The following is a 20,887-nucleotide window of genomic DNA, read 5'->3' as shown; positions in this document are numbered from 1 at the left end:
CCGAGACCAACGACGGGGCGGGGCGTCAACGGGCGGTTTCCGTGGCGCGGGACTCGCGGATGACGGTGACCCGGATCCGGCCCGGGTAGGTGAGCTCCTCCTCCACCCGCTTGGCGACGTCGCGGGCGATGACCTGGGCCTGGATGTCGTCGACGGCGTCCGGGCGCACCATGACGCGGACCTCGCGCCCGGCCTGCATCGCGAAGACCCGCTCCACGCCCGCGTTCTCGTGGGCGATCTCCTCCATGCGACGCATCCGCTCGGTGTAGGACTCCAGTGACGCGCGCCGGGCGCCCGGGCGGCCGCCGCTGACGGCGTCGGCCGCCTGGGTCAGCACGGCCTCCACGGTGCGCGCCTCGACCTCGTTGTGGTGGGCCTCGATGGCGTGCACGACGTCCTCGGACTCGCCGTACCGCCGGGCCGCCTTCGCCCCGGCCAGTGCGTGACTGCCCCGCGACTCGTGTGTCAGGGCCTTGCCGACGTCGTGCAGCAGGGCGCAGCGCCGCATCAGCACCTGGTCCATGCCGAGTTCGGCGGCCATCATCCCGGCCGCGTGCGCCGACTCGACCACGTGCCGCAGCACGTTCTGGCCATAGGAGGTGCGATACCGCAGCCGGCCCAGCAGGGCGGTCAGCTCCGGGTGCAAACCGGTGATCCCGGTGTCGGCCAGCGCGTCCTCGCCGGCCCGCACACACGCCCCCTCCACCTCGACACGGCTCGCCTCGTAGGACTCCTCGATCCGGTGCGGGTGGATGCGCCCGTCGTGCACGAGCTTCTCCAGGGTGAGGCGGCCGACCTCGCGCCGCAGCGGGTCGAAGCAGGAGAGCAGGACCGCCGCCGGGGTGTCGTCGATGATGACGTTGACCCCGGTGACGGTCTCGAAGGCGCGGATGTTGCGGCCCTCCCGGCCGATGAGGCGCCCCTTCATCTCGTCCTCGGGGAGGTGGAACACCGAGACCACCGACTCCGCCGTCTGCTCGGTGGCCAGCCGCTGGACGGCCGTCGTGATGATCTCCCGCGCCCGAGCCTCGCCCTCGCGTTGCGCCTCCTTCTCGATGGTGCGGACGAGCAGCGCCGACTCGCGCTCGGCCTGCGCCTCGACCTCGGCGACGAGCCCGGCCCGCGCCTCCTCGGCGGTCAGCGACGCCGCGGCCTCCAGCGCCCGGCGGCGCTCCTCGTCCAGCAAGGCGAGCCCCTGCTCACGTTCGTCGAGCAGGGCCGCGCGTTCGTCGGCGCGGCGCCGCTCCTCCGCCAGTCGCCCCAGGTCACCGTCGAGCCGCCGCTCGCGTTCGGCCAGCCGCGCCTCGCGCCGTTCGACCTCGCCGCGCCGATCGGCCAGCTCGGAGCGGGCCGCGGCCCGCTCCCGCTCCGCGTCGGCGCGCCGCTCGGTCAACCGCTCCTCGGTCTCCTGCACCAGCCGGGCTGCGGCCCGCTCCGCCTCGGCACGGACCCAGGCGGCGCGGCGGCGGGCGGCGTCGACCTCCGCCCAGGCGGCGCCCAGGCGGCGGCGCAGCGCGGAGAGGAAGCCGACCAGGGCGCAGAGGACACCGCCGAGCACGGCCAGGGCCACGAGTCCGGCGAGCAGCGGGCCATCGTTGACCGCACCCATGTTTCCTGCCCCACCCCCACAGCATGTCCACGGCCGCGGGCCGGCCCCGAGGCGCCCGCCGTCCGGTCGGTCCGCGGACGACCGCGGGTCGGCCGACCCCGGCTCGCACCGGCGCGCACGTCGCCCTACCGCGCGGGGGCACCCTGCGCGTGCGGAGCCGACGGGTCATGCACGTATCGCTGCGGTGAGGCTAGGGGCGCCCGCCCGACCCGGCAACCGGTACGGACGATCGCGGCCCGGCCGATGAGCGGGCCGCGGTGGCGGCAGGGAGGTTCACCAGGTAGAACGGCGCCGCGGGGGGTGTCAGGGCGACGGGAAGACGTCGCCGGGCCACCGGGTGGGAAACCGGGTGACCTGGAACTCCGGGCCGGTGGCCGGGTGCCGTCCCGGGTGGGGCAGCGGCTCAGGGGCCGAGGTCCGGGTCGGGCAGCTGGAACCCGGAGCCCTCCGACTCCAGCTCCTCACGGACCACCCGGTAGGCCAGCCCGGCCGGGTACCCCTTGCGCGCGAGCATGCCCATGGCGCGGCGTACCCGCGCCTCGTCCGGGGCGCCGCGCGTGCTGTCGAGCTTGCGCCGGACGAGTCGGCGCGCGGCGGCCTCCTCCTGATCGGCGCTGATGTCGTCGACGGCGTCGCGGACCGTCTCCTCGGCCACACCGCGGCGCCGCAGCTCGGCGGCGAGCGCGCGGCGGCCCAGCCCCCGCCCGGCGTGCCGGGAGTCGACCCACGCACCGGCGAACGCGGCGTCGTCGATCAGCCCGACCTCGCCGAAGCGGCCGAGCACCGATTCGGTGACGTCCTCGGGGATGCCGCGCCGCCGCAACGCCTGTTCGAGCTGGGCCCGGGTACGCGGGGCGGAGGTGAGCAGCCGCAGGCAGATACCGCGCGCCTTGGCCTCGGGATCGTCGTCCGGCCGGGTCGCCCCGGCCGGATCACCCTCCTGCTCGGGCTGCTCGCCGTCCGCCGATACCAGCGGGTCAGGCATCCGTCGACGGGGTCGCCTTGGCCTTGGTGGTGCGCTTGGCCGCCGGCGCGGCCGCGGCCCCCTTGGCGGGCGCCTCCTTGGCGGCGTCGGCCGCCCTGTCCTTGGCCGCGGGCGCGGCCCCGGCGCTGTCGTCGCCCTGGACGGGGATGCCCAGCTTCTCCTTGATCTTCTTCTCGATCTCGTTGGCCATGTCGGCGTTCTCGCGCAGGAAGTTGCGCGCGTTCTCCTTGCCCTGGCCCAGCTGGGTGCCCTCGTAGGTGTACCAGGCACCGGACTTGCGCACGATGCCCTGCTCCACGCCGAGGTCGATCAGCCCGCCCTCACGGGAGATGCCCACACCGTAGAGGATGTCGAACTCCGCCTGCTTGAAGGGCGGCGCGACCTTGTTCTTCACGACCTTGACGCGGGTGCGGTTGCCGACGGCGTCGGTGCCGTCCTTCAGCGTCTCGATCCGGCGCACGTCCAGGCGGACCGAGGAGTAGAACTTCAGCGCCCGGCCACCGGTGGTGGTCTCGGGCGATCCGAACATGACGCCGACCTTCTCGCGCAGCTGGTTGATGAAGATGGCGGTGGTCCCGGTCTGGTGCAGGGCACCCGCGATCTTGCGCAGCGCCTGGGACATCAGCCGGGCCTGCAGGCCGACGTGGCTGTCGCCCATCTCGCCCTCGATCTCGGCACGCGGCACGAGCGCGGCGACGGAGTCCACGACCAGGATGGAGACGGCGCCCGAGCGGATGAGCATGTCGGCGATCTCCAGCGCCTGCTCACCGGTGTCGGGCTGGGACAGCAGGAGGTCGTCGGTGTTGACACCGATCTTCTTGGCGTACTCGGGGTCGAGCGCGTGCTCGGCGTCGATGAACGCGGCGATGCCGCCCGCGCGCTGCGCGCTGGCCACCGCGTGGAGGGCGACGGTCGTCTTACCCGAGGACTCCGGGCCGTAGATCTCGACGATCCGGCCCCGGGGGAGACCGCCGATGCCCAGCGCGACGTCCAGGGAGATCGCGTCGGTGGGGATGGACTCGATCGGCGGCCGGTCGTCATCGCCGAGGCGCATGACGCTGCCCTTGCCGAACTGGCGCTCGATCTGCGCGAGCGCGGTCTCCAGAGCCTTGTCTCGGTCAGCAACTGCCACGGGGAACCCCTGTTGGGTCGGTGTCTTCTTCTTCATCTCGGGAGTGACGCTACGCGGTCGCTGAGACATTCGACGACGGTTCCGCGCCACTCTGTGGACGGCCGCCGCACCACCGCCGCTGCACGGGCCAGGCGGACGTCCGCCCTGATGGGCGTTGCATCGACCACCAGTGTCTCACGCCACTTCCGTGGACTTGCGGATACAGGACCACCCTACCCGAACTTCTGTTCGATCGAACGGGTGGCCGGTGCGGCGCGCCGCACCGGCCACCGTCACAGCCGCCAGGGCAGGTCCTCCGGATCGACCTGGCAGGCGGCGATGCTGCCGCGCGCCTCGCCGATCCACGCGCGCACCTCGTCCTCCGAGGCCGCCCCGAACAGGGAATCCTCACTCGGCCCGCCCTCGGCTCCGCCGGAAGCGTCGCCCTCCAACCAGGCGCCGAGCTCCACCAGCACGGCGGCGCGCCGCTGCTCCGGTTCGGCCTCCGGGTCCAGGCGCGCCACCCCCTCGGAGCCGCACGCCACGGCGGTGTCGGGGACCAGCCGCCGGGTGAGGGTCGCCGCGACGTCGCGCTCGGCGTCCCACCCGGGGCGGATACGCAGCCACAGCACCCCCTCGCGCTCTCCGACGAGCACGTCGGCGTGGCTGCGGGCCAGGCTGAGGTCGCGTATCTCGGTGAAGTCCACCGCCTCGGCCCCGTAGGCGCCGACCAGGGCGGCCGCCCGCTTGGTGGTGTCGGTGAGGTAGGCGGCGTGCCCCTGGTGCACACAGACCCGTACCGCGGGGTCGTCCTGGCACAGCTGCGGCTTGTCCGGGGCGTACTCCACCCACCCCCATGCCGGGTACGGCGGAATCAGGGCGACGGCCACCGCCAGCAGAACCGCAGCCGGGCCGTAGGAGGCGGCCGACCAGGACCGGCCACCGCGCATCAGCCGGTCGGCCAGGACCGCCGCGACGATGAGGACGAACGCCGACATCCCCAGGCGGAAGGCGGCGAAGGGGCGTTCCTCGCGCATGCCGAGGTACGGCCGGTCCGCCACCACCGCCGGAGTGAACCCGCTCCACGCACCCAGGGCGCCCGGCAGGTAGAGGGTCAGCAGGGCCACTCCCGCGGCGGCCGGGACCGCGAGCGGGTTGGCGATCGCCGCCCCGACGAGGTAGCCCAGCGCGACCACCGCCGCGAATTCGACCAGCACACCGCCCACCACCAGCAGGTCGGGGCCGCCGTGGCCGGCCCCCTGCGCCGTCCGCCACAGCAGCGGCACCAGTCCCAGCAGGTAGGCGCCGAGGAACCAGCCGAGGGCGGGGACGGCCTGGCGCCACACCGACGGCCAGCCGGTGCGACTCTGCCAGGTCTGGGCGAAGATCCGCGTGCGCGGGGTGAGCCGACAGGCGATGAGGCCGGCCGCGGCCGCCGCGACGACGGTCGGCAGCCGCATTCCGTCGGCGATCAGACCGGAGGTGTGCGTCCAGTCCGGGGCCGTGAGGGACAGCTGGTCGGCGGTGGCGTAGGCGGTGAGGAGGGTGATGGCGAGGGAGGGGAGGGCGAGGAGCAGCGGGGGCAGGGGCCAGCACGCCCGGTGGAGCCGCAGGGGGATCATGGCTCTCCTCGGGATCGCTCCGCGCCCGCGCGGTCGGAGCCCTCGGCTCTACTCACCGGAACGCCTGCCCCGGCGTCTGTGCCGAACCCGCCGCGCAGTGCCCGCTCCGCCCACAGCTCCGCGGCCCCGGTCGGCGTCCCCTGGAAGAGCATCCGGCCGTCGGCCAGCACGCCGACGTCGGCGCACATGCCGGCGACGTCGGCCGGGTCGGACGCGGAGAGGATGACCGCGCGGTCCGCGGCCAGGCGGGACACGATCGCGCCCAGCCCCGCCCGCCGGTCCTCGTCCAGACCGTCGGCGGGCCCGTCCAGAACCAGGATCTCGGGGTCATGGGCCAGCGCCGCGGCGAAGCCCACCAGGCGGCGGTCGTCTGCGGACAGGGAGCCCACCCGGCGGCGCCCGTGGCCGTCCAGCCCGACCGCGGCCAGCGCACGCTCGGCGGCCGCCTCGCACCGCCCCCGGCGGACCCCGCTCACCCAGGCGCAGTAGGAGACGGTGTCGGCCACGGTGAGCTCCCCGGCGAGGGTGTACTGCTGCGGAACGAAGCCGACCAGCCGCCGCGCGGCACGGCGCCCCGGGACACCGCCGACGTCATATCCCCCGACGATCAGGCGCCCCTGCTGCGGCTGCTTCAACGTGACGATCAGGGAAAGGAGCGTGGTCTTTCCCGACCCTTTCTCACCGACCAACCCGGTGACCCCGGAACGGACCGTCCAGGTGATTCCGTCGATCACCTTCGACTTCTCGGAATACGCGAATTCCACACCTTCGGCCAGGACCTGCATGAGAACCGCTCCTTGTCGACCACCGGCGCACACCGGTCTCGGGGGGAAATCAAGAAATCCATCGTACGGCGGCCCCATTCGGACCACCCGAACTATGAAAAGCGGTTGGACGAGGATTTCAACCATTCAAGGTTCATCGAAATCTTCGGCGGAATTCGTCGGAACCGGTGAACACGGTGGGGTCGCTCTCGATCCCGAAGTCGGCCGCACGGCACCCTGTGGGGTCGACCTACCGCACGCCCGGGGAACCGTCGCCGCGGCGGGCCGTCTATCTGGCCGTGGAGGGCAGGCCGAAGGTGTCGCACACCGCGCGCCACACCTCCTTGGCGCCGATCCCGTCGGCGAGGGCCTGCTGCACGGTACGCGAGCCGAGGGCCTCGATCACGTAGTCGCGGGCAAGGCTCTCGGCGTACGCCTCGCCGAACTGCTCGTACATGCGGTTCCAAAAGTGGGAGAGTCTCATCCCTACCAGTATCGGCATCAGCACGTGTCGTGTCGATTCGCAGTTCGGAGCCGCCCGACCGGTGGGCCCCCGGTGTTCCGTCGGTGGCCCGGTGCAGACTGGGGCCATGAGCTCCGACTCGCCCGGAACCGGTCGCCGCGCCGCGCTCGACCGTTTCTCGCCCGCGACGCGCACCTGGTTCGCAGCCGCGTTCCCCGCCGGGGCGACCCCTGCGCAGACGGGGGCCTGGGAGGCCATCTCCGGAGGCGGGAACACGCTGGTCATCGCGCCCACCGGCTCCGGCAAGACGCTCGCGGCGTTCCTGTGGGCGCTGGACGGACTGGCCACGGCGGCCGAACGCCCGACGGACCGGTCGCGGCGCTGCCGGGTACTCTACGTCTCCCCGCTGAAGGCGCTGGCCGCGGACATCCAGCGGAACCTGCGGGTGCCGCTGTCGGGGATCCGGAGCGAGGCCGCGCGGAGGGGCGAGCAGGTGCCCGACATCTCCGTGGGTGTGCGCACCGGCGACACCCCCGCGGCCGAGCGTCGCAAGCTCGCCACCGCGCCGCCGGACATCCTCATCACCACACCCGAGTCGCTGTTCCTCATACTCACCTCGCAGGCGCGCAGCGGCCTGTGCGGGGTCGAGACGGTCATCGTGGACGAGGTGCACGCGCTGGCGGGCACCAAGCGCGGGGCGCACCTGGCGCTGAGCCTGGAACGCTTGGACGCCCTCCTGGACCGGCCGGCCCAGCGCATCGGCTTGTCGGCGACGGTGCGCCCCGCCGAGGAGGTCGCCTCCTTCCTGGGCGGGGCACGCCCGGCCGCCGTCGTCCACCCGCCCGACCGACCCCGCTTGGACCTGCGGATCTCCGTCCCGGTGGAGGACATGGCGAACCCGGAGGCCGGTGTCGACCCCTCGCGCGCGGATGACACCGCGGCCAAGGCACGCACCTCCATCTGGCCGCATGTGGAGTCCCAGGTCCTCGACCTCGTCGAGCGACACCGATCGACCATCGTCTTCACCAACTCCCGCCGTATCGCCGAACGACTGTGCACCCGCCTCAACGAGTTGGCGACCGAGCGGCGAGCCGACGAGGGAGCGGAGCCGTCGGTGGCAACAGCCGAAGGCACCACCACACCGACGGCGCAGACGACCGAGAAGGCGAACGCGAGCAACCACACCCAGCGGCGAGCCGACGAGGGAGCGGAGCCGTCGGTGGCAACAGCCGAAGGCACCACCACACCGACGGCGCAGACGACCGAGAAGGCGAACGCGAGCAACCACACCCAGCGGCGAGCCGACGAGGGAGCGGAGCCGTCGGTGGCAACAGCCGAAGGCACCACCACACCGACGGCGCAGACGACCGAGAAGGCGAACGCGAGCAACCACACCCAGCGGCGAGCCGACGAGGGAGCGGAGCCGTCGGTGGCAACAGCCGAAGGCACCACCACACCGACGGCGCAGACGACCGAGAAGGCGAACGCGAGCGACCACACCCAGCGGCGAGCCGACGAGGGAGCGGAGCCGAGGAACGGCCCGGACGTGTTTCCGCCGCACGCGCGGCCCGCCGAGGTGGCCGGGCAGTCGGGGCAGAGCCGGGGCGCCGACCGGGTGGTGGCGCGGGCGCACCACGGGTCGGTGTCCAAGGGGGAGCGCGCGGTCATCGAGGGGGAGCTGAAGGCGGGGCGGCTGCCCTGCGTCGTGGCCACCTCCAGTTTGGAACTGGGCATCGACATGGGCGCGGTGGACCTGGTGGTCCAGGTCGAGTCGCCGCCGTCGGTGGCCAGCGGCCTGCAGCGCGTGGGCCGCGCCGGGCACCACGTTGACGAGGTCTCCCGGGGTGTGCTGGTCCCCCAGTACCGCGGTGACCTGCCGGCCGCGACGGTGGTGGCGGAGCGCATGCGGTCCGGGGAGATCGAGGAGCTGCGCATGCCGCGCAATCCGCTGGACGTGCTCGCCCAGCAGGTCGTGGCGATGGCGGCGATGGAGGAGTGGGCGGTCGCCGACATCGCGGCGCTGGCCCGGCGCGCGGCCCCGTTCGCGGCGCTGCCCGATTCCGCGCTCTCCGGCGTGCTGGACATGCTTTCCGGACGCTACCCGTCCGACGAGTTCGCCGGGCTGCGCCCGCGCCTGGTGTGGGACCGGGAGGAGGGGACGGTCACGGCCCGCCCGGGCGCCCAGCGGCTGGCCGTGGTCAGCGGCGGGACCATCCCCGACCGGGGCCTCTACCCGGTGTACCTGGTGGACGCCCCGGGCTCGGCGGACGGCCCGGCCCCGGACAGCGGGGCGCGCCGGGCGCGCGGCGCCGGTCCCAGCCGGGTGGGCGAGCTCGAAGAGGAGATGGTCTATGAGTCGCGGGTGGGCGACGTGTTCGTCCTCGGCGCCAGCTCGTGGCGGATCGAGCGCATCACCGCCGACCGCGTGCTGGTCTCACCCGCGCCCGGCCGCCCGGGGCGGCTGCCGTTCTGGAACGCCGACGCCCTGGGGCGCCCGCTGGAGCTGGGGCGGGCGATCGGCGCGCTGCTTCGGGAGCTGGGCGGACTGGGCCGCGCGGCCGCGCTGGAGCGCGCCCGGGCGGCCGGGCTGGACGGGTGGGCCGCGGCGAACCTCGTCGCCTACCTGGAGGAGCAGCGCGAGGCCACCGGGCACGTGCCCGACGACCGCACGATCGTGGTCGAGCGGTTCCGCGACGAGCTGGGCGACTGGCGCCTCGTGGTGCACTCGCCGCTGGGGGCGCGCGTCAACGCCCCCTGGGCGCTCGTGCTCGGGGCACGGCTGCGGAATCGCTACGGCCTGGACCCGGAGGTGGTGCACGACGACGACGGCATCGTCCTGCGGCTGCCCGACGTCGAGGAGCCGGCGGACCGGAGCGGCCGCGCACACCGGTCGGGGGTGCTCCCGGAGCTGCTGACCCTGGATCCGGAGGCCACCGAGAGCGCGGTCACGGCGGAGATCGGCTCCTCGGCCCTGTTCGCGGCCCGCTTCCGGGAGTGCGCGAGCCGGGCGCTGCTGCTGCCACGCCACCGCCCGGGGCGGCGCATGCCGCTGTGGCAGCAGCGTCTCCGTTCCGCCCAGCTGCTGGCGGTGGCCGCGAAGTTCGGGTCGTTCCCCATCGTGCTGGAGACGGTGCGCGAGTGCCTGCGGGACGTGTTCGACGTGCCGGGGTTGGCCGAGCTCATGTCCGACATCGCGGCGCGGCGGGTGCGCATCGTCGAGGTGGAGACGCGGCAGGCGTCCCCCTTCGCCCAGTCACTGCTGCTCGGCTATACGGCCGCGTTCCTCTACGAGGGCGACGCGCCGCTGGCCGAGCTCAAGGCGCAGGCGCTGACCCTGGACTCGGCGCTGCTCGCCGACCTGATCGGCCAGGCCCACCTGCGGGAGCTGCTCGATCCGGGGGTGGTCGCGGAGGTGGAGGCGCAGCTGCAGCGCCTGGCGGGCGACCGGCGGGTACGCCCCGAGGGCGGTGTGGAGGGCATGGCCGACCTGCTGCGCGAGCTGGGGCCGCTGACAAGCGCCGAGGCGCGGGAGCGGACGGCCGACACCGGGAGCGGTGCCGACCCTGGGGCTTGGCTGGCCGAGCTGGAGGAGCGGCGCCGGGCGGTCCGTGTGCGGGTGGCCGGTGTGGAGCGCTGGGCGGCGGTGGAGGACGCCGCGCGGCTGCGCGACGCCCTGGGGGTGGAGCTTCCCGCGTGGCTCGCCCGGCCGGGGGGCGGCGCCGACACCGCGTTCGCGGGCACGGCCGCGGCGTTCACGGCGCCGGTCCCCGATCCGCTGGGCGACCTGCTGTCGCGCCACGCGCGCACGCACGGCCCGTTCACCGCGGACGGCGTCGCGGCGCGGTTCGGGCTCGGCCGCTCGGTGGTGCGGGACGCCTTGCGCCGGCTGGGGGCCGAAGGCCGGATCCTGGAGGGCGAGTTCCGGCCGGGCGGGCGCGGCACGGAGTGGTGCGACGCCGAGGTGCTGCGGCGGCTGCGGCGGCGCTCGATCGCGCGGCTGCGGCGCGAGGTGGAGCCGGTCGCGCAGCGGGCGCTGGCCCGGTTCGTGCCCGCGTGGCAGCACGTCGGTCCGGTCACCGCCGAGGTGGGGGGCGGCGCCTCCGCCCGTCCCCGCCCCGCCGGGCGACGGCGGCTGCACGGCCCGGACGCGGTGTTCACCGCGGTGGAGTCGCTGCGCGGCGCCCCGGTGCCCGCCTCGGCGCTGGAGTCGCTGGTCCTTCCCGCCCGGGTCGAGGCCTATGCTCCGGCGCTGCTGGACGAGCTCACCCAGGCCGGTGAGGTGGTCTGGGCGGGTGCCGGGGCCATCGCCGCGGGTTCGGGGCGCGGCGGATCGCGGGGCGGGTCGGACGGGTGGGTGTGCCTGGTTCCGGCCGACGAGGCCGAGACGCTGCTGCCGGAACGGCTCGACGCGGACTTCTCGCCGCTGCACGGGGCGGTACTGGAGGCGCTGCGCGACGGCGGGGCGCTGTTCTTCCGGGACATCGCCGACCGGGTGATGCGGCGCGAGGGGGTCGCTGCGGTCTCCGACGCCGGGCTGGTGGCCGCGCTGTGGGATCTGGCCTGGGCCGGGTGGATCACCAACGACACGCTCGCGCCGCTGCGCTCCCTGCTCGGTGCGGGCGGCACGGCCCACCGCGGCCGGTCGCGGCGGCCGGTTCTGCCGACGCGGACCGGGCCGCCGACCGTGGCGGGCCGCTGGTCGGTGCTGCGGGACCGTGAGGGCGACCCGACGCTGCGCGGCCACGCCGGTGTCGCGGCGCTGCTGGACCGCTACGGTGTGGTCACCCGGGGCCCGGTCGTCGCCGAGCAGGAGCGCCGGGGAGAGCGCCGCCGCGACGGGGGCCGAGGGGCCGGGGGGTTCAGCGCGGTCTACCCCGTGCTGCGCGCCTTCGAGGACGCGGGCAAGGCCCGCCGCGGCTACTTCGTGGAGGGGCTCGGTGCGGCGCAGTTCGCCCTGCCCGGGGCGGTGGACCGCCTGCGCTCCTTCGGGCCGGAGCCCGACGGCGCCGGGGGCGCGGGGCCGGCCGCGGAACCGGCGCTGGTGCTGGCCGCGGCGGACCCGGCCAACGTGTACGGGGCCGCCCTGCCCTGGCCGGAGACCCCCGAGGCCGGTGCGCGGCCCGGCCGGAAGGCCGGGGCGCTGGTGGTCCTCGACGGTGGGGAACTCACCCTCTACCTGGAGCGCGGCGGCCGGACGGTGCTCACCTTCGGCTCCGGCGAGGCGGTGCTGGCGAGGGCGGCGGCCGCCGTCGCCGACCTGGTCCGCGCGGGGCACCTGTCGGCGCTGACGGTCGAGCGCGCCGATGGGCAGCCGGTGTTCGGCACACCGCTCGACACCGCGCTGACCGCGGCCGGCTTCCACCCGACCCCCAAGGGCCTGCGGCTGCGGTGACGCGCACCGGCCGGAAGCGTGGGAATTTCGACATCTGCGGGCTTCACCCTGCAGCCGAAAAATTTTCCGGTGACCTCGCCCGGGAATTCATATCTCCGCATGATCGGCCGATCACCCAGCGTGTGAACATGACACTGCGCCGCCGCGCGAACGCCATTCGCGACCATGAACGCGAATGCTTCGGAGGATTTTTCAATCCGCGGGAAACCGGATCTCCCCCGGCCTTCCGGTCAACCCCTAACCGACCTGGATCCACCCCACTCCGCGGAAGCACCGACTCCACCGCGACGCCCCGATCGGAGAAAAGTCACCCCCCGGGGATGTCCGCTTTCGGACACGCGGTGGCGGCGACGCGACGAGTCGGAGGGATACCGCCCACTCCCGGGTTTCCCCAGCTCAGAACCGCATAAAGGGTTGCGCGATGATGGTGAATACCGTATTCATCCTACCATTATTCGGTTGACGGGAACGCACCCCGGCTGCACTATGAACCCCGCCTTCGTACTCATGAGTAATGAAGGCAATCGACTTCCACCGGACGAAAGACGGGGATCCATGTACGGGGAACAACTCACCCAGGTCTACGAGGAGATCTACCAGAGCCGAGGAAAGGACTGGGGCGCGGAGGCCAGGTTGGCCATCGACCACATCAAGGCCCGAGCACCGAAAGCCGATTCCCTTCTCGACGTCGCCTGCGGAACCGGTGCACACCTCTCCGAATTCTCCGCTGCCTTCCGACGCGTCGAGGGCGTGGATATCGAGGAGAACATGCTCAGGGCCGCCAAGGCCCGCGTTCCCGACGTGCTCCTGACCCAGGCGGACATGCGCGATTTCGACCTGGGGCGAAGATTCGACGCGGTCTGCTGCATGTTCTGCTCGTTGGCCTACCTCCCGACCGTCGAGGACATGCGGGCCGCCGTCCGGACCATGGCCGACCACCTCGTCCCGGGCGGCGTCATCGTCATCGAGCCGTGGTGGTTCCCGGAGAAGTTCATCGACGGCTACGTCGCGGGTGATCTGGCCAGGGGCGACGACCGCACCATCGCACGCATCTCCCACTCCGTCCGCAAAGGGGACGCGACCCACATGGAGGTCCGCTTCCTCGTCGGGGACTCCGACGGCATCACCGAGTTCACCGAGATCGACGTTCTCACCCTGTTCACCGAGGACGAGTACCTGTCCGCGCTCGCCGACGCGGGATGCCCGGCCGAGTACCTGCCCGGGGCACCGACCGGGCGCGGGCTGTTCATCGGCGTCCGGAACTGAGACCCGCCCCGCGGAACGGACGCCCGCCCCCCTGCTCCCGGGGCCGGGAAACCGGTGGACGGCCGCGACCGCCGGCACCATCATGGCCCGCAGTCCCGCCCCGCCGACGAAAGGCCCGCCGCATGCCCTCCGCCTCGATTCGGCTCCTGCACCCCGCCGACATCCCCGGTGCGGTCGCGGCCAGCCGGGCCGCCGACACCATGTTCGCCGAGGCCGGGCTCGACCTCCCGGAGGACGACCCGCGCGAGATGCTGGCCCACGTCGAGACCGTGCTCGTCGCCGGGACCCCGGTGTGCGGACTGGCGGCCCTGACCACCCTGGACGGGGCCGCCCATCTGGAACAGCTCGCGGTCCACCCCGACCACGGGCGGCGGGGCGTCGGCTCCGCACTGCTGGAGGCGGCCTGCGCCCATGCCCGGGGGGCGGGGCGCTCCGCCATGACGCTCACGACCTTCCGGGACCTGCCGTGGAACGGCCCCTGGTACGCCGAGCGCGGATTCACCGAGCTCGCCCCGCGGGACTGGGGGCCGCAACTGGCCGCGCAGTGGCGGGCCGAGGCCGGGATCCGGGCGGCGCCCCGCATCGCCATGCTCCGCCCGCTGGGCGGCTCCTGAGCCGACCACGGCGGCGGGCCTCCCCGTTCCGGCGCGGTGCTCTATGCGCGCGGTGGGGCGAGGGTGGAGGAGAAGACCTCCTCGCGGGCCTGCTGGAGGGCGGAGAGGAGGGCGCCGCGGAGGACGGGGCCGTCGACGCGGCCGAGTGCGACCTCGGGGGCGTTGGGGCCGATCCGCCCCGCGGCCTCGGCGACGCGGCGCGCGAGGTCGCGCCCGGCGGCCTGGGCCATCTCACCGCCCAGCACCACGAGTCCCGGGTCGAGGACCACGCACACCGACGCCACGCCCCGGGCGATGCGCTCGGCGAACTCGTCGAGGAAGGCCTCCCCCGCCGACCCGGCCTCGCGTGCGGCGCTCAGCGCCGCCGTGACATCGGCTGCGTCCCCCGGGCCGGGGCCGTCCGCCGGTCTGTCGGCGAAGCCGTGCTCGGCGGCGAGCTCGATGATCGCCTGCGCGCCCACCAGGGCCTGGAAGCCGTGCGCGAGCGAGGGCCTGCCGTAGGCGGTACGCAGCGACTGGTAGCCGCCGGGCAGGCCGACGTCGTCGGGCAGGGGCGCCCCGGGGACCGGAAGGTAGCCGATCTCCCCCGCGCCGCCGGAGTGGCCGGTGTGGATCCGGTCGTCCAGCACGATCGCCATGCCCACACCTCCGCCGCTGCCGAGCCACATGAGCACGAAGTCGGACGCGTCCTCGGCCGCCCCCTCGGCGTGCTCGGCCAGGGCGGCGAGGTTGACGTCGTTCTGTATCGTCACCGCGCTGCGCAGGTCGGCTCTGAGCGCCGCCAGCACGCCCTCGTGCCAGGCGTGCAGGTCGAACGAGAAGCGGACGTCGCCGCTGCGGGGGTCCACCACACCCGGGGTGCCGATGACGCAGGCGCTGAGCCGGTCCTGCGGGACCTCGGCGCCCTCCAGCAGCTTCAGGACGGTGGTGTGCACGAGTTCGACGGGGTCGGGCGCGTCCGTCGGGTCGATGTCGATCTCCCCGACGATCTGGCCGGTGATGTCGGCGACGGCGGCGCTGACCCCGGTGGCGCTCACGTCCAGGGCGGCCACGTAGGCGCTGGAGGGGACCACGGCGTACAGCGCGGCGTTGGGGCCGCGCCCGCCGGCCTGGCTGCCCACGACGTGGACCAGTTCGCGCTCCTCCAGCCGGGCGAGCAGCTGGGAGGCGGTCACCTTGGACAGTCCGGTCTCACGCCCGAGCTGGGTCCGCGTCATCGGCCCCGAGGCCAGCAGCAGCTCCAGGGCGGCGCGGTCGTTGAGTTGCCGTAGCAGCCGCGGGGTCCCTGGGCGTCGAGACATAACCGTGATACCCCTATCCCTATTTATTAGGAAACTTTCTTGTTAGTTTAACGGCCAACCCGCAAGCAGCACGTCCGCACCGGCCATCGCACCGGCGCCGCCGCAGTGGTCGGACCAGGTGGACCGGTGTACGTGCTATCTCAGCACACCCCGCACGAATGACGAAGCCCGCGTCACGCGTTCGCAGCGGCCCCGAGATGTACCAGGGGCATCTCGTCCGACGCAACACGTCGTCCGCGCGGCGACGCGCGAAGGGAGAATTCAGGTGAGGTTCCCGAAGATGGCGGCCGCCGCATCGGCCGCTCTATTGCTCACGACGGCCTGCGGAGGCGGAGGAGAGGACGGCGCCGACTCCGCCGACAAGATCGAGATCTGGCGGATGGGCGACGCCAGCGAGGCGCAGAACGAGTTCATGGACGCGGTGACCGCGGAGTTCCAGGAGGAGCACCCGGACACCGAGGTCGAGATCCAGTGGATCCCCTGGGACGAGTTCGCCCAGCGCTTCCAGACCGCCATGGTCAGCGACGGCCCGGACGTCGTGGAGATCGGCAACGACCAGGTGCGGACCTGGGCCGAGGCCGGGGCCCTCTACGACGTCTCCTCCTACGCCGAGGACTGGGAGAACCGCGGCGACTTCCTGGAGGGCGCCTACGCCAACGGCACCTTCGACGACGCCCAGTACAGCGTCCCGTGGTACAGCGGCGTGCGCGCCCTGTGGTACCGGTCCGACTGGCTGGAGGACATCGGCAAGGAGCCCCCGACGACCTGGGCCGAGCTGCGCACCACCGCCCAGGCCATCGAGGAGGAGAAGGACGCCGTCGGCTTCGCCGCCCCCACCGACTTCGTCAACGGCGTCGCCAGCTTCGTGTGGAGCGCCGGCGGTGACTTCGCGACCAAGGACGGCGACACCTGGACCGGGCAGCTGGAGTCCAAGGAGACCAGGGAGGCGCTGGAGTTCTACGCCGACCTGACCAAGGACGGGATCTCGCCCGAGGCCTGCATCGGGCTGAACGAGGTGGACTGCGCGCACGCCGACTTCGCCAACGGCAAGCTCGGCATGTTCATCGACGGCCCCTGGGCCAAGCAGCAGCTGGAGGAGATCGGCGACACCGGCTCCGAGCACTGGGCCACCGCCCCCATCCCCGGCAAGGACGGCATCGCCCCGGCCTTCGGCGGCGGCGCCGACCTCGCCGTGTGGGGCACCACCGAGGTCCCCGACGTGGCCTTCGACTACATCAAGGTGATCAACAGCAAGGAGAACTCGCTGGCCTACAACGAGGTCTCCACGATGTTCCCCGCCTACGGCGACCTGCTGGAGAGCGACACCTTCGCCGACGACCCGATCCTGGCCGGGGCCGCGGAGCAGGCCACCGGAGACCTGCGGCTCTTCCCGGACACCGCCAACTGGGGACACGTCCAGTGGGAGCTGGCCACCGTCCAGAACGCCGTCCGCAGGCTCGCGGACGGTGAGGACGCCGCCGAGGTCCTGCCCGAGCTCAACGGAGAACTCACCGACGCGCTCAACCGGTCCGAGGACTGAACCGACCGCACGCGGCGCCCCCACGAGCGCCCCGCCGCGTGAGGTGACCGCGCGGCGGGCGGCCGCCGATCCGCCGACCACCGGCGCGACCGGCGGCCGCCCGCCATGAAGACGAGCAGAAGAGCGCCACCATGACACGAACGCCTGACCTCACCGGGCCCGAGGTCGACGCCCCCGACGGGCGGCATCCACCCCGGCGGCACCGGCGGCACGGCCGCACCGCCCTCATCCCCTACTTCCTGATCCTGCCCGCGCTGAGCCTGCTCGCCGTCGTCCTGCTGTGGCCGATCGTCCAGATGGTCTGGATGTCGCTGACCACCTACGGGCTGCGCCAGCTCCGCGGCGAACCCGCGGAGTGGAACGACTTCGCCCACTACATCGCCATCCTCAACGACGAGCGGTTCTGGATGATCTTCCGGAACACCATCGTCGTGTGCCTGCTGATGGTGGCCATCACGATGGTGCTGGGCACACTCGTCGGCATTCTGATGAACCGGCTGCCCAAGTGGCTGTCGGCCACCGTGGGGACCGCGCTGATGCTGGCGTGGGCCACCCCGGTGATCAGCGCGGCCATCGTGCACCGGTGGCTGTTCGACGCCCGCTACGGCCTGGTCAACGCCACCCTGGCCAAACTCCCCGACTGGCTCGTCGGATCCGGCTGGGAGAACTTCAACTGGTTCAACTCCCCCGGACCGCTGTTCTCCGTGCTGATCCTGACCGTGGTGTGGCAGTCGTTCCCGTTCGTCGCCGTGAGCGTGCTGGCCGGGCTGAAGAGCATCCCCGGCGAGCTGTACGAGGCCGCCCGGGTCGACGGCGCCGGCGCCTGGCGGTCGTTCTGGAACGTCACCTTCCCGATGCTGCGCCCGCTGTTCGCGCTCCTGCTCATCCTGCAGATCATCTGGGACTTCCGGATCTTCACCCAGCTCAACATCCTCGCCGGAGGGTTCAGCAACCGCGACGTCTTCCTCCTGCCGTACTACTCCTACCAACTCGGTTTCTACTCGACACCGCCCAACTACGGCCTGGGGTCCGCGATCGCCGTGGTGATGACCGTCCTCGTACTCGCCATCACCGCCTACTACCTGCGCGTCATGATCCGGCAGGGGGAGATCAGATGAGACACCGCGTCATGAAGAGGGCCGGGCGGATCGGCGACTACCTGCTGGCCGCCGCCGTCATCCTATTCGCCCTGTTCCCCGTCTACTGGGTGCTGACCACCGCGCTCAAACCCAACTCGGAGATCTTCACCCGCGAACCCACGCTGTTCCCGCGCGAGCTGACCCTGCAGCACTACGAGCGCGTCCTGTCCGGGGTGCTCATCCCCGACACCACGTTCTGGATGTTCCTCGGCAACAGCCTGCTGGTGACGCTCGGCTCGGTGGCCGTCGCGGCGGTCTTCGCGCTGCTGGCGGCCGTGGCCGTGGCGCGGTTCCGGTTCCGGCTGCGCACCGCCTTCATCATCCTGCTGCTGGTCATCCAGATGGTCCCGGTCGAGGCGCTGATCATCTCGATCTTCGTCAACTTCCACCACCTGGGCGTGGCCACCTCTCTGCCGCTGACCGGCAGTCTGCTGGGGGTGCTCGTCGTCTACACCACCGTCGCGCTGCCCATCACCATCCTGATGATGCGCAGCTTCGTCGCGGCCGTGCCCAAGGAGCTGGAGGAGGCCGCGGCGATCGACGGCGCGACCGGCTGGACCGTGTTCTGGCGCATCCTGATGCCGCTCGTGGCCCCCGGTCTGGTGGCGACCAGCATCTTCGCGTTCATCACGGCATGGAACGAGTTCGTGGTGGCCTTCACCTTCCTGCAGAGCAACACCGGGTCGTTCACTCTCCCGATCTCCCTGAAGTACTACTTCGGCCGTGTCACGGTCGAGTGGGGATCGATCATGGCCGCCTCCACCCTCCTCACCATTCCGGTGATGGTGTTCTTCCTCTTCGTCCAGCGCCGCATGGTGTCCGGCCTCACCATGGGCGCGGTCAAGGGCTGAGCACGCCCCAGCCCCGACACCGTCCCTGCCCCGACCCTGTCGCCACCCCGCGCCGCAAGCCGCGCACCGATGAACGGAGCCGTGATGCCCGCCGATCCGACCCTGGACCGCCTCGCCAACGCCACCCTGTTGGTGCCGTTCGAGTCCCACCGCGCACCGCGCTGGATCCTCGACGGCCTGGCCGACGGGATCGCCGGAGTCTGCCTCTTCCACAACAACATCGACGGGGCCGAGCAGGTCGCCGCGCTCAACCGCGAGCTGGCCGCGGCCGCCGACTCCCCACTGGTCTCCCTCGACGAGGAGGGCGGCGACGTCACCCGCATCGGCCAGAGCGCGGGCAGCGACTACCCCGGCAACGCCGCCCTCGGCGCGATCGACGACACCGGCCTGACCCGCGCCGTCCACCGCACCCTCGGCGCGGAGCTGCGCGCGCTGGGCTTCACCCTGGACCTCGCCCCGGCGGTCGACGTCAACACCGCGGCCGACAACCCCACCATCGGCACCCGCTCGTTCGGCGCCGACGCCGACCTGGTCGCGCGCCACGCCGCCGCGGCCGTCAGCGGGCTGCAGGACAGCGGGGTCGCCGCCTGCGCCAAGCACTTCCCCGGTCACGGCGCCACCCGCACCGACTCCCACATCGAACTGCCGGTCGTCGACGCCGACCCGGAGCTGCTGGCCCGGCGCGAACTGGTGCCGTTCCGCGCGGCGATCGAGGCCGGTACGCGGTCCGTGCTCACCGCACACATCTCCCTTCCGGGGTTCGGCACCCCCGAGCCGGCGACCCTGGCGCCCCGCGTCGTCACCGACCTGCTCCGCGGCGAGCTCGGTTTCGACGGCGTGGTCGTCAGCGACGCATTGGAGATGGAGGGGGTGAGCGCCGGGATCGGCATCCCCGAGGCGGCGGTGCGGGCCCTCGCCGCCGGGTGCGACCTGCTGTGCCTGGGCAGGTTCGTCTACGCCGATCAGGTGGCCGCCGTCCGCGCGGCCATCGTGGGCGCGGTCCGCGAGGGCCGACTGGCCTCGGACCGGCTGGAGGAGGCCGCCGCGCGAACCCTGGAGCTGCGGCGCTGGACCGGGGACCGGGCCGCCTCGGCGGAGCGGCCGCCCGCGGAGGTCGGCTCCGACGCCGGCGTGGGGTTGGACGGCGCCCGCCGCGCACTGCGGGTCGACGGCATCCTCCCGCCGCTGCACGACCCGGTGGTCGTGGAGCTGGACGCTCCCCCCGGAATCGCCGTGGGCGAGGTCCCCTGGGGGCTGTCCCCGTGGTTCCCCGGGACCGAGCGGGTGGACCCCGCGACCGCGGCCCCCTCCGCCGTGCTGGACCGCGCGGCCGACCGGGACCTGGTCGTCGTGGTGCGCGACGCCCACCGGCACGCGGCCGCACGCCGCCTGCTGGAGGAGGTCTGCCGTGCCCGGCCGGACACCGTCGTCGTGGAGATGGGGCTCCCGGCCTGGCGGCCGCGGTGCCAGGCGCACATCAGCACCTATGGTGCGGCGCGGGTGAACGGAAGGAGCGCCGCCGAGCTCCTCGGCGCGGCCAGCGCGACGCCGGTACGCTGAGGCGCAAAGGCCCCGTTCGGGCGGCGACCGTGACCAACGCCGCCCTACGGGCGCCGCCGCCCCATCCACCCTCCTAGGAGGACCGGTGCCGCGTCTCAGCATCGTCACGGCCGCCGCCCCCGGCCGCCCTATTGACCCGATCTCCCCTCGATTCACGGCATAATCGCAGCATGCGCCTTTCTGCCCGGGTCGACTACGCGTTGCGCGCCGCGGCCGAACTCGCAGCCGCCAGTGGCGGCCCGGTTACGGCCGAACAGCTCGCGCGCGCCCAGGCCATACCCGGAAAATTCCTGGAGAACATCCTCACCCAGCTCCGCCGCGCCGGGCTCGTCCGCAGCCAGCGGGGGCCCGTCGGCGGCTACTGGCTCGCCCGCCCCGCCCCGGAGATCTCCCTGGCCGACATCATCCGGGCCGTCGACGGCCCGCTGGCCAACGTGCGCGGGGAACGCCCGGAGGACGTGGACTACGACGGCGCCGCACGCAGCCTGCAGCAGGTGTGGATCGCACTGCGCGCCAGCGAGCGGTCGATCCTGGAGAGCGTCACCCTGGAGCACCTCGCGACGAACAAGCTCCCCGAGGCGGTGCGCACCCTGGCCGAGAACCCGGACGCCTGGGCGAGCTGAGGGGCGGCGCGTCTCGGGACCTCGGTCCCGGAACGGACCCGGAAAGC

Annotated in this window: 15 protein-coding genes; 8 read left to right on the top strand and 7 right to left on the bottom strand. The window is 73.1% G+C overall.

From position 1 onward, the window contains the following. Nucleotides 1-25: 25 nt before the first annotated feature. From rny to HNR23_RS04280, 6 genes are all read right to left on the bottom strand, one after another. Entirely contained in the window at nt 26-1,609 is a 1,584-nt protein-coding gene (gene rny, locus HNR23_RS04305; RefSeq protein ID WP_184073718.1) for a ribonuclease Y, read from the bottom strand. A gap of 403 nt (nt 1,610-2,012) precedes the next feature. Next, nucleotides 2,013-2,594 (bottom strand): recombination regulator RecX, encoded by a 582-nt coding sequence (gene recX / locus HNR23_RS04300; protein ID WP_246421583.1) that lies wholly within the window; start codon nt 2,592-2,594, stop codon nt 2,013-2,015. Beyond that, the gene (gene recA, locus HNR23_RS04295) at nt 2,587-3,762 is read right to left on the bottom strand and encodes a recombinase RecA (protein ID WP_221308027.1); all 1,176 of its coding nucleotides are present in this window, start codon (nt 3,760-3,762) and stop codon (nt 2,587-2,589) included. Before recA ends, recX begins: the two co-directional genes overlap by 8 nt. Nucleotides 3,763-3,998: 236 nt before the next feature. Beyond that, on the bottom strand, nt 3,999-5,327 hold the full coding sequence (locus HNR23_RS04290) for an ABC transporter permease (RefSeq protein ID WP_184073714.1): 1,329 nt from the start codon (nt 5,325-5,327) through the stop codon (nt 3,999-4,001). Next, nucleotides 5,324-6,112 carry an ATP-binding cassette domain-containing protein gene (locus tag HNR23_RS04285; protein ID WP_184073711.1) on the bottom strand — a complete coding sequence of 263 codons (789 nt, stop codon included), beginning with the start codon at nt 6,110-6,112 and terminating at the stop codon, nt 5,324-5,326. Before HNR23_RS04285 ends, HNR23_RS04290 begins: the two co-directional genes overlap by 4 nt. 268 nt (nt 6,113-6,380) lie before the next feature. After that, nucleotides 6,381-6,575 carry a DUF3046 domain-containing protein gene (locus HNR23_RS04280; protein ID WP_184073709.1) on the bottom strand — a complete coding sequence of 65 codons (195 nt, stop codon included), beginning with the start codon at nt 6,573-6,575 and terminating at the stop codon, nt 6,381-6,383. 106 nt (nt 6,576-6,681) lie between these two features. On the opposite strand from HNR23_RS04280, the gene HNR23_RS04275 reads away from it, so the two are divergent. From HNR23_RS04275 to HNR23_RS04265, 3 genes are all read left to right on the top strand, one after another. Further along, nucleotides 6,682-11,946 carry a DEAD/DEAH box helicase gene (locus HNR23_RS04275; protein ID WP_184073707.1) on the top strand — a complete coding sequence of 1,755 codons (5,265 nt, stop codon included), beginning with the start codon at nt 6,682-6,684 and terminating at the stop codon, nt 11,944-11,946. A gap of 555 nt (nt 11,947-12,501) precedes the next feature. After that, nucleotides 12,502-13,212: a class I SAM-dependent methyltransferase gene (locus tag HNR23_RS04270; RefSeq protein ID WP_184073705.1), complete on the top strand. Its 711-nt coding sequence runs from the start codon at nt 12,502-12,504 to the stop codon at nt 13,210-13,212. A gap of 122 nt (nt 13,213-13,334) precedes the next feature. Further along, nucleotides 13,335-13,826 carry a GNAT family N-acetyltransferase gene (locus HNR23_RS04265; RefSeq protein ID WP_184073703.1) on the top strand — a complete coding sequence of 164 codons (492 nt, stop codon included), beginning with the start codon at nt 13,335-13,337 and terminating at the stop codon, nt 13,824-13,826. Nucleotides 13,827-13,867: 41 nt separating this feature from the next. On the opposite strand, the gene HNR23_RS04260 is transcribed toward HNR23_RS04265, so the two are convergent. After that, complete coding sequence (locus HNR23_RS04260; protein ID WP_184073701.1) at nt 13,868-15,127, bottom strand: ROK family transcriptional regulator; 1,260 nt, start codon at nt 15,125-15,127, stop codon at nt 13,868-13,870. A 265-nt stretch (nt 15,128-15,392) separates the two neighbouring features. On the opposite strand from HNR23_RS04260, the gene HNR23_RS04255 reads away from it, so the two are divergent. From HNR23_RS04255 to HNR23_RS04235, 5 genes are all read left to right on the top strand, one after another. Further along, nucleotides 15,393-16,667: an extracellular solute-binding protein gene (locus HNR23_RS04255; protein ID WP_184073699.1), complete on the top strand. Its 1,275-nt coding sequence runs from the start codon at nt 15,393-15,395 to the stop codon at nt 16,665-16,667. Between the two features lie 131 nt (nt 16,668-16,798). Continuing rightward, nucleotides 16,799-17,785 carry a carbohydrate ABC transporter permease gene (locus tag HNR23_RS04250; RefSeq protein ID WP_184073690.1) on the top strand — a complete coding sequence of 329 codons (987 nt, stop codon included), beginning with the start codon at nt 16,799-16,801 and terminating at the stop codon, nt 17,783-17,785. After that, entirely contained in the window at nt 17,782-18,657 is an 876-nt protein-coding gene (locus HNR23_RS04245) for a carbohydrate ABC transporter permease (protein WP_184073687.1), read from the top strand. The genes HNR23_RS04250 and HNR23_RS04245 overlap by 4 nt, the downstream gene beginning before the upstream one ends. Before the next feature lie 84 nt (nt 18,658-18,741). Beyond that, complete coding sequence (locus HNR23_RS04240; RefSeq protein ID WP_184073685.1) at nt 18,742-20,217, top strand: glycoside hydrolase family 3 protein; 1,476 nt, start codon at nt 18,742-18,744, stop codon at nt 20,215-20,217. Nucleotides 20,218-20,387: 170 nt separating this feature from the next. Continuing rightward, nucleotides 20,388-20,840 carry an RrF2 family transcriptional regulator gene (locus HNR23_RS04235; RefSeq protein WP_184073683.1) on the top strand — a complete coding sequence of 151 codons (453 nt, stop codon included), beginning with the start codon at nt 20,388-20,390 and terminating at the stop codon, nt 20,838-20,840. The last annotated feature ends 47 nt before the right edge of the window (nt 20,841-20,887 follow it).

This window comes from Nocardiopsis mwathae (genome assembly GCF_014201195.1).
In the GTDB taxonomy this organism is placed as follows: Bacteria; Actinomycetota; Actinomycetes; order Streptosporangiales; family Streptosporangiaceae; genus Nocardiopsis_C; species Nocardiopsis_C mwathae.
The sequence above is the reverse complement of the archived record's forward strand: the minus strand, read 5'-3'. Positions and strand labels throughout refer to the sequence as shown.

Bases quoted from the DNA above. Each gene is read 5' to 3' on its own strand.
- rny (WP_184073718.1), bottom strand. From the start codon at position 1,609: ATGGGTGCGGTCAACGATGGCCCGCTGCTCGCCGGACTCGTGGCCCTG.
- recX (WP_246421583.1), bottom strand. From the start codon at position 2,594: ATGCCTGACCCGCTGGTATCGGCGGACGGCGAGCAGCCCGAGCAGGAG.
- recA (WP_221308027.1), bottom strand. From the start codon at position 3,762: ATGAAGAAGAAGACACCGACCCAACAGGGGTTCCCCGTGGCAGTTGCT.
- HNR23_RS04290 (WP_184073714.1), bottom strand. From the start codon at position 5,327: ATGATCCCCCTGCGGCTCCACCGGGCGTGCTGGCCCCTGCCCCCGCTG.
- HNR23_RS04285 (WP_184073711.1), bottom strand. From the start codon at position 6,112: ATGCAGGTCCTGGCCGAAGGTGTGGAATTCGCGTATTCCGAGAAGTCG.
- HNR23_RS04280 (WP_184073709.1), bottom strand. From the start codon at position 6,575: ATGAGACTCTCCCACTTTTGGAACCGCATGTACGAGCAGTTCGGCGAG.
- HNR23_RS04275 (WP_184073707.1), top strand. From the start codon at position 6,682: ATGAGCTCCGACTCGCCCGGAACCGGTCGCCGCGCCGCGCTCGACCGT.
- HNR23_RS04270 (WP_184073705.1), top strand. From the start codon at position 12,502: ATGTACGGGGAACAACTCACCCAGGTCTACGAGGAGATCTACCAGAGC.
- HNR23_RS04265 (WP_184073703.1), top strand. From the start codon at position 13,335: ATGCCCTCCGCCTCGATTCGGCTCCTGCACCCCGCCGACATCCCCGGT.
- HNR23_RS04260 (WP_184073701.1), bottom strand. From the start codon at position 15,127: ATGTCTCGACGCCCAGGGACCCCGCGGCTGCTACGGCAACTCAACGAC.
- HNR23_RS04250 (WP_184073690.1), top strand. From the start codon at position 16,799: ATGACACGAACGCCTGACCTCACCGGGCCCGAGGTCGACGCCCCCGAC.
- HNR23_RS04245 (WP_184073687.1), top strand. From the start codon at position 17,782: ATGAGACACCGCGTCATGAAGAGGGCCGGGCGGATCGGCGACTACCTG.
- HNR23_RS04240 (WP_184073685.1), top strand. From the start codon at position 18,742: ATGCCCGCCGATCCGACCCTGGACCGCCTCGCCAACGCCACCCTGTTG.
- HNR23_RS04235 (WP_184073683.1), top strand. From the start codon at position 20,388: ATGCGCCTTTCTGCCCGGGTCGACTACGCGTTGCGCGCCGCGGCCGAA.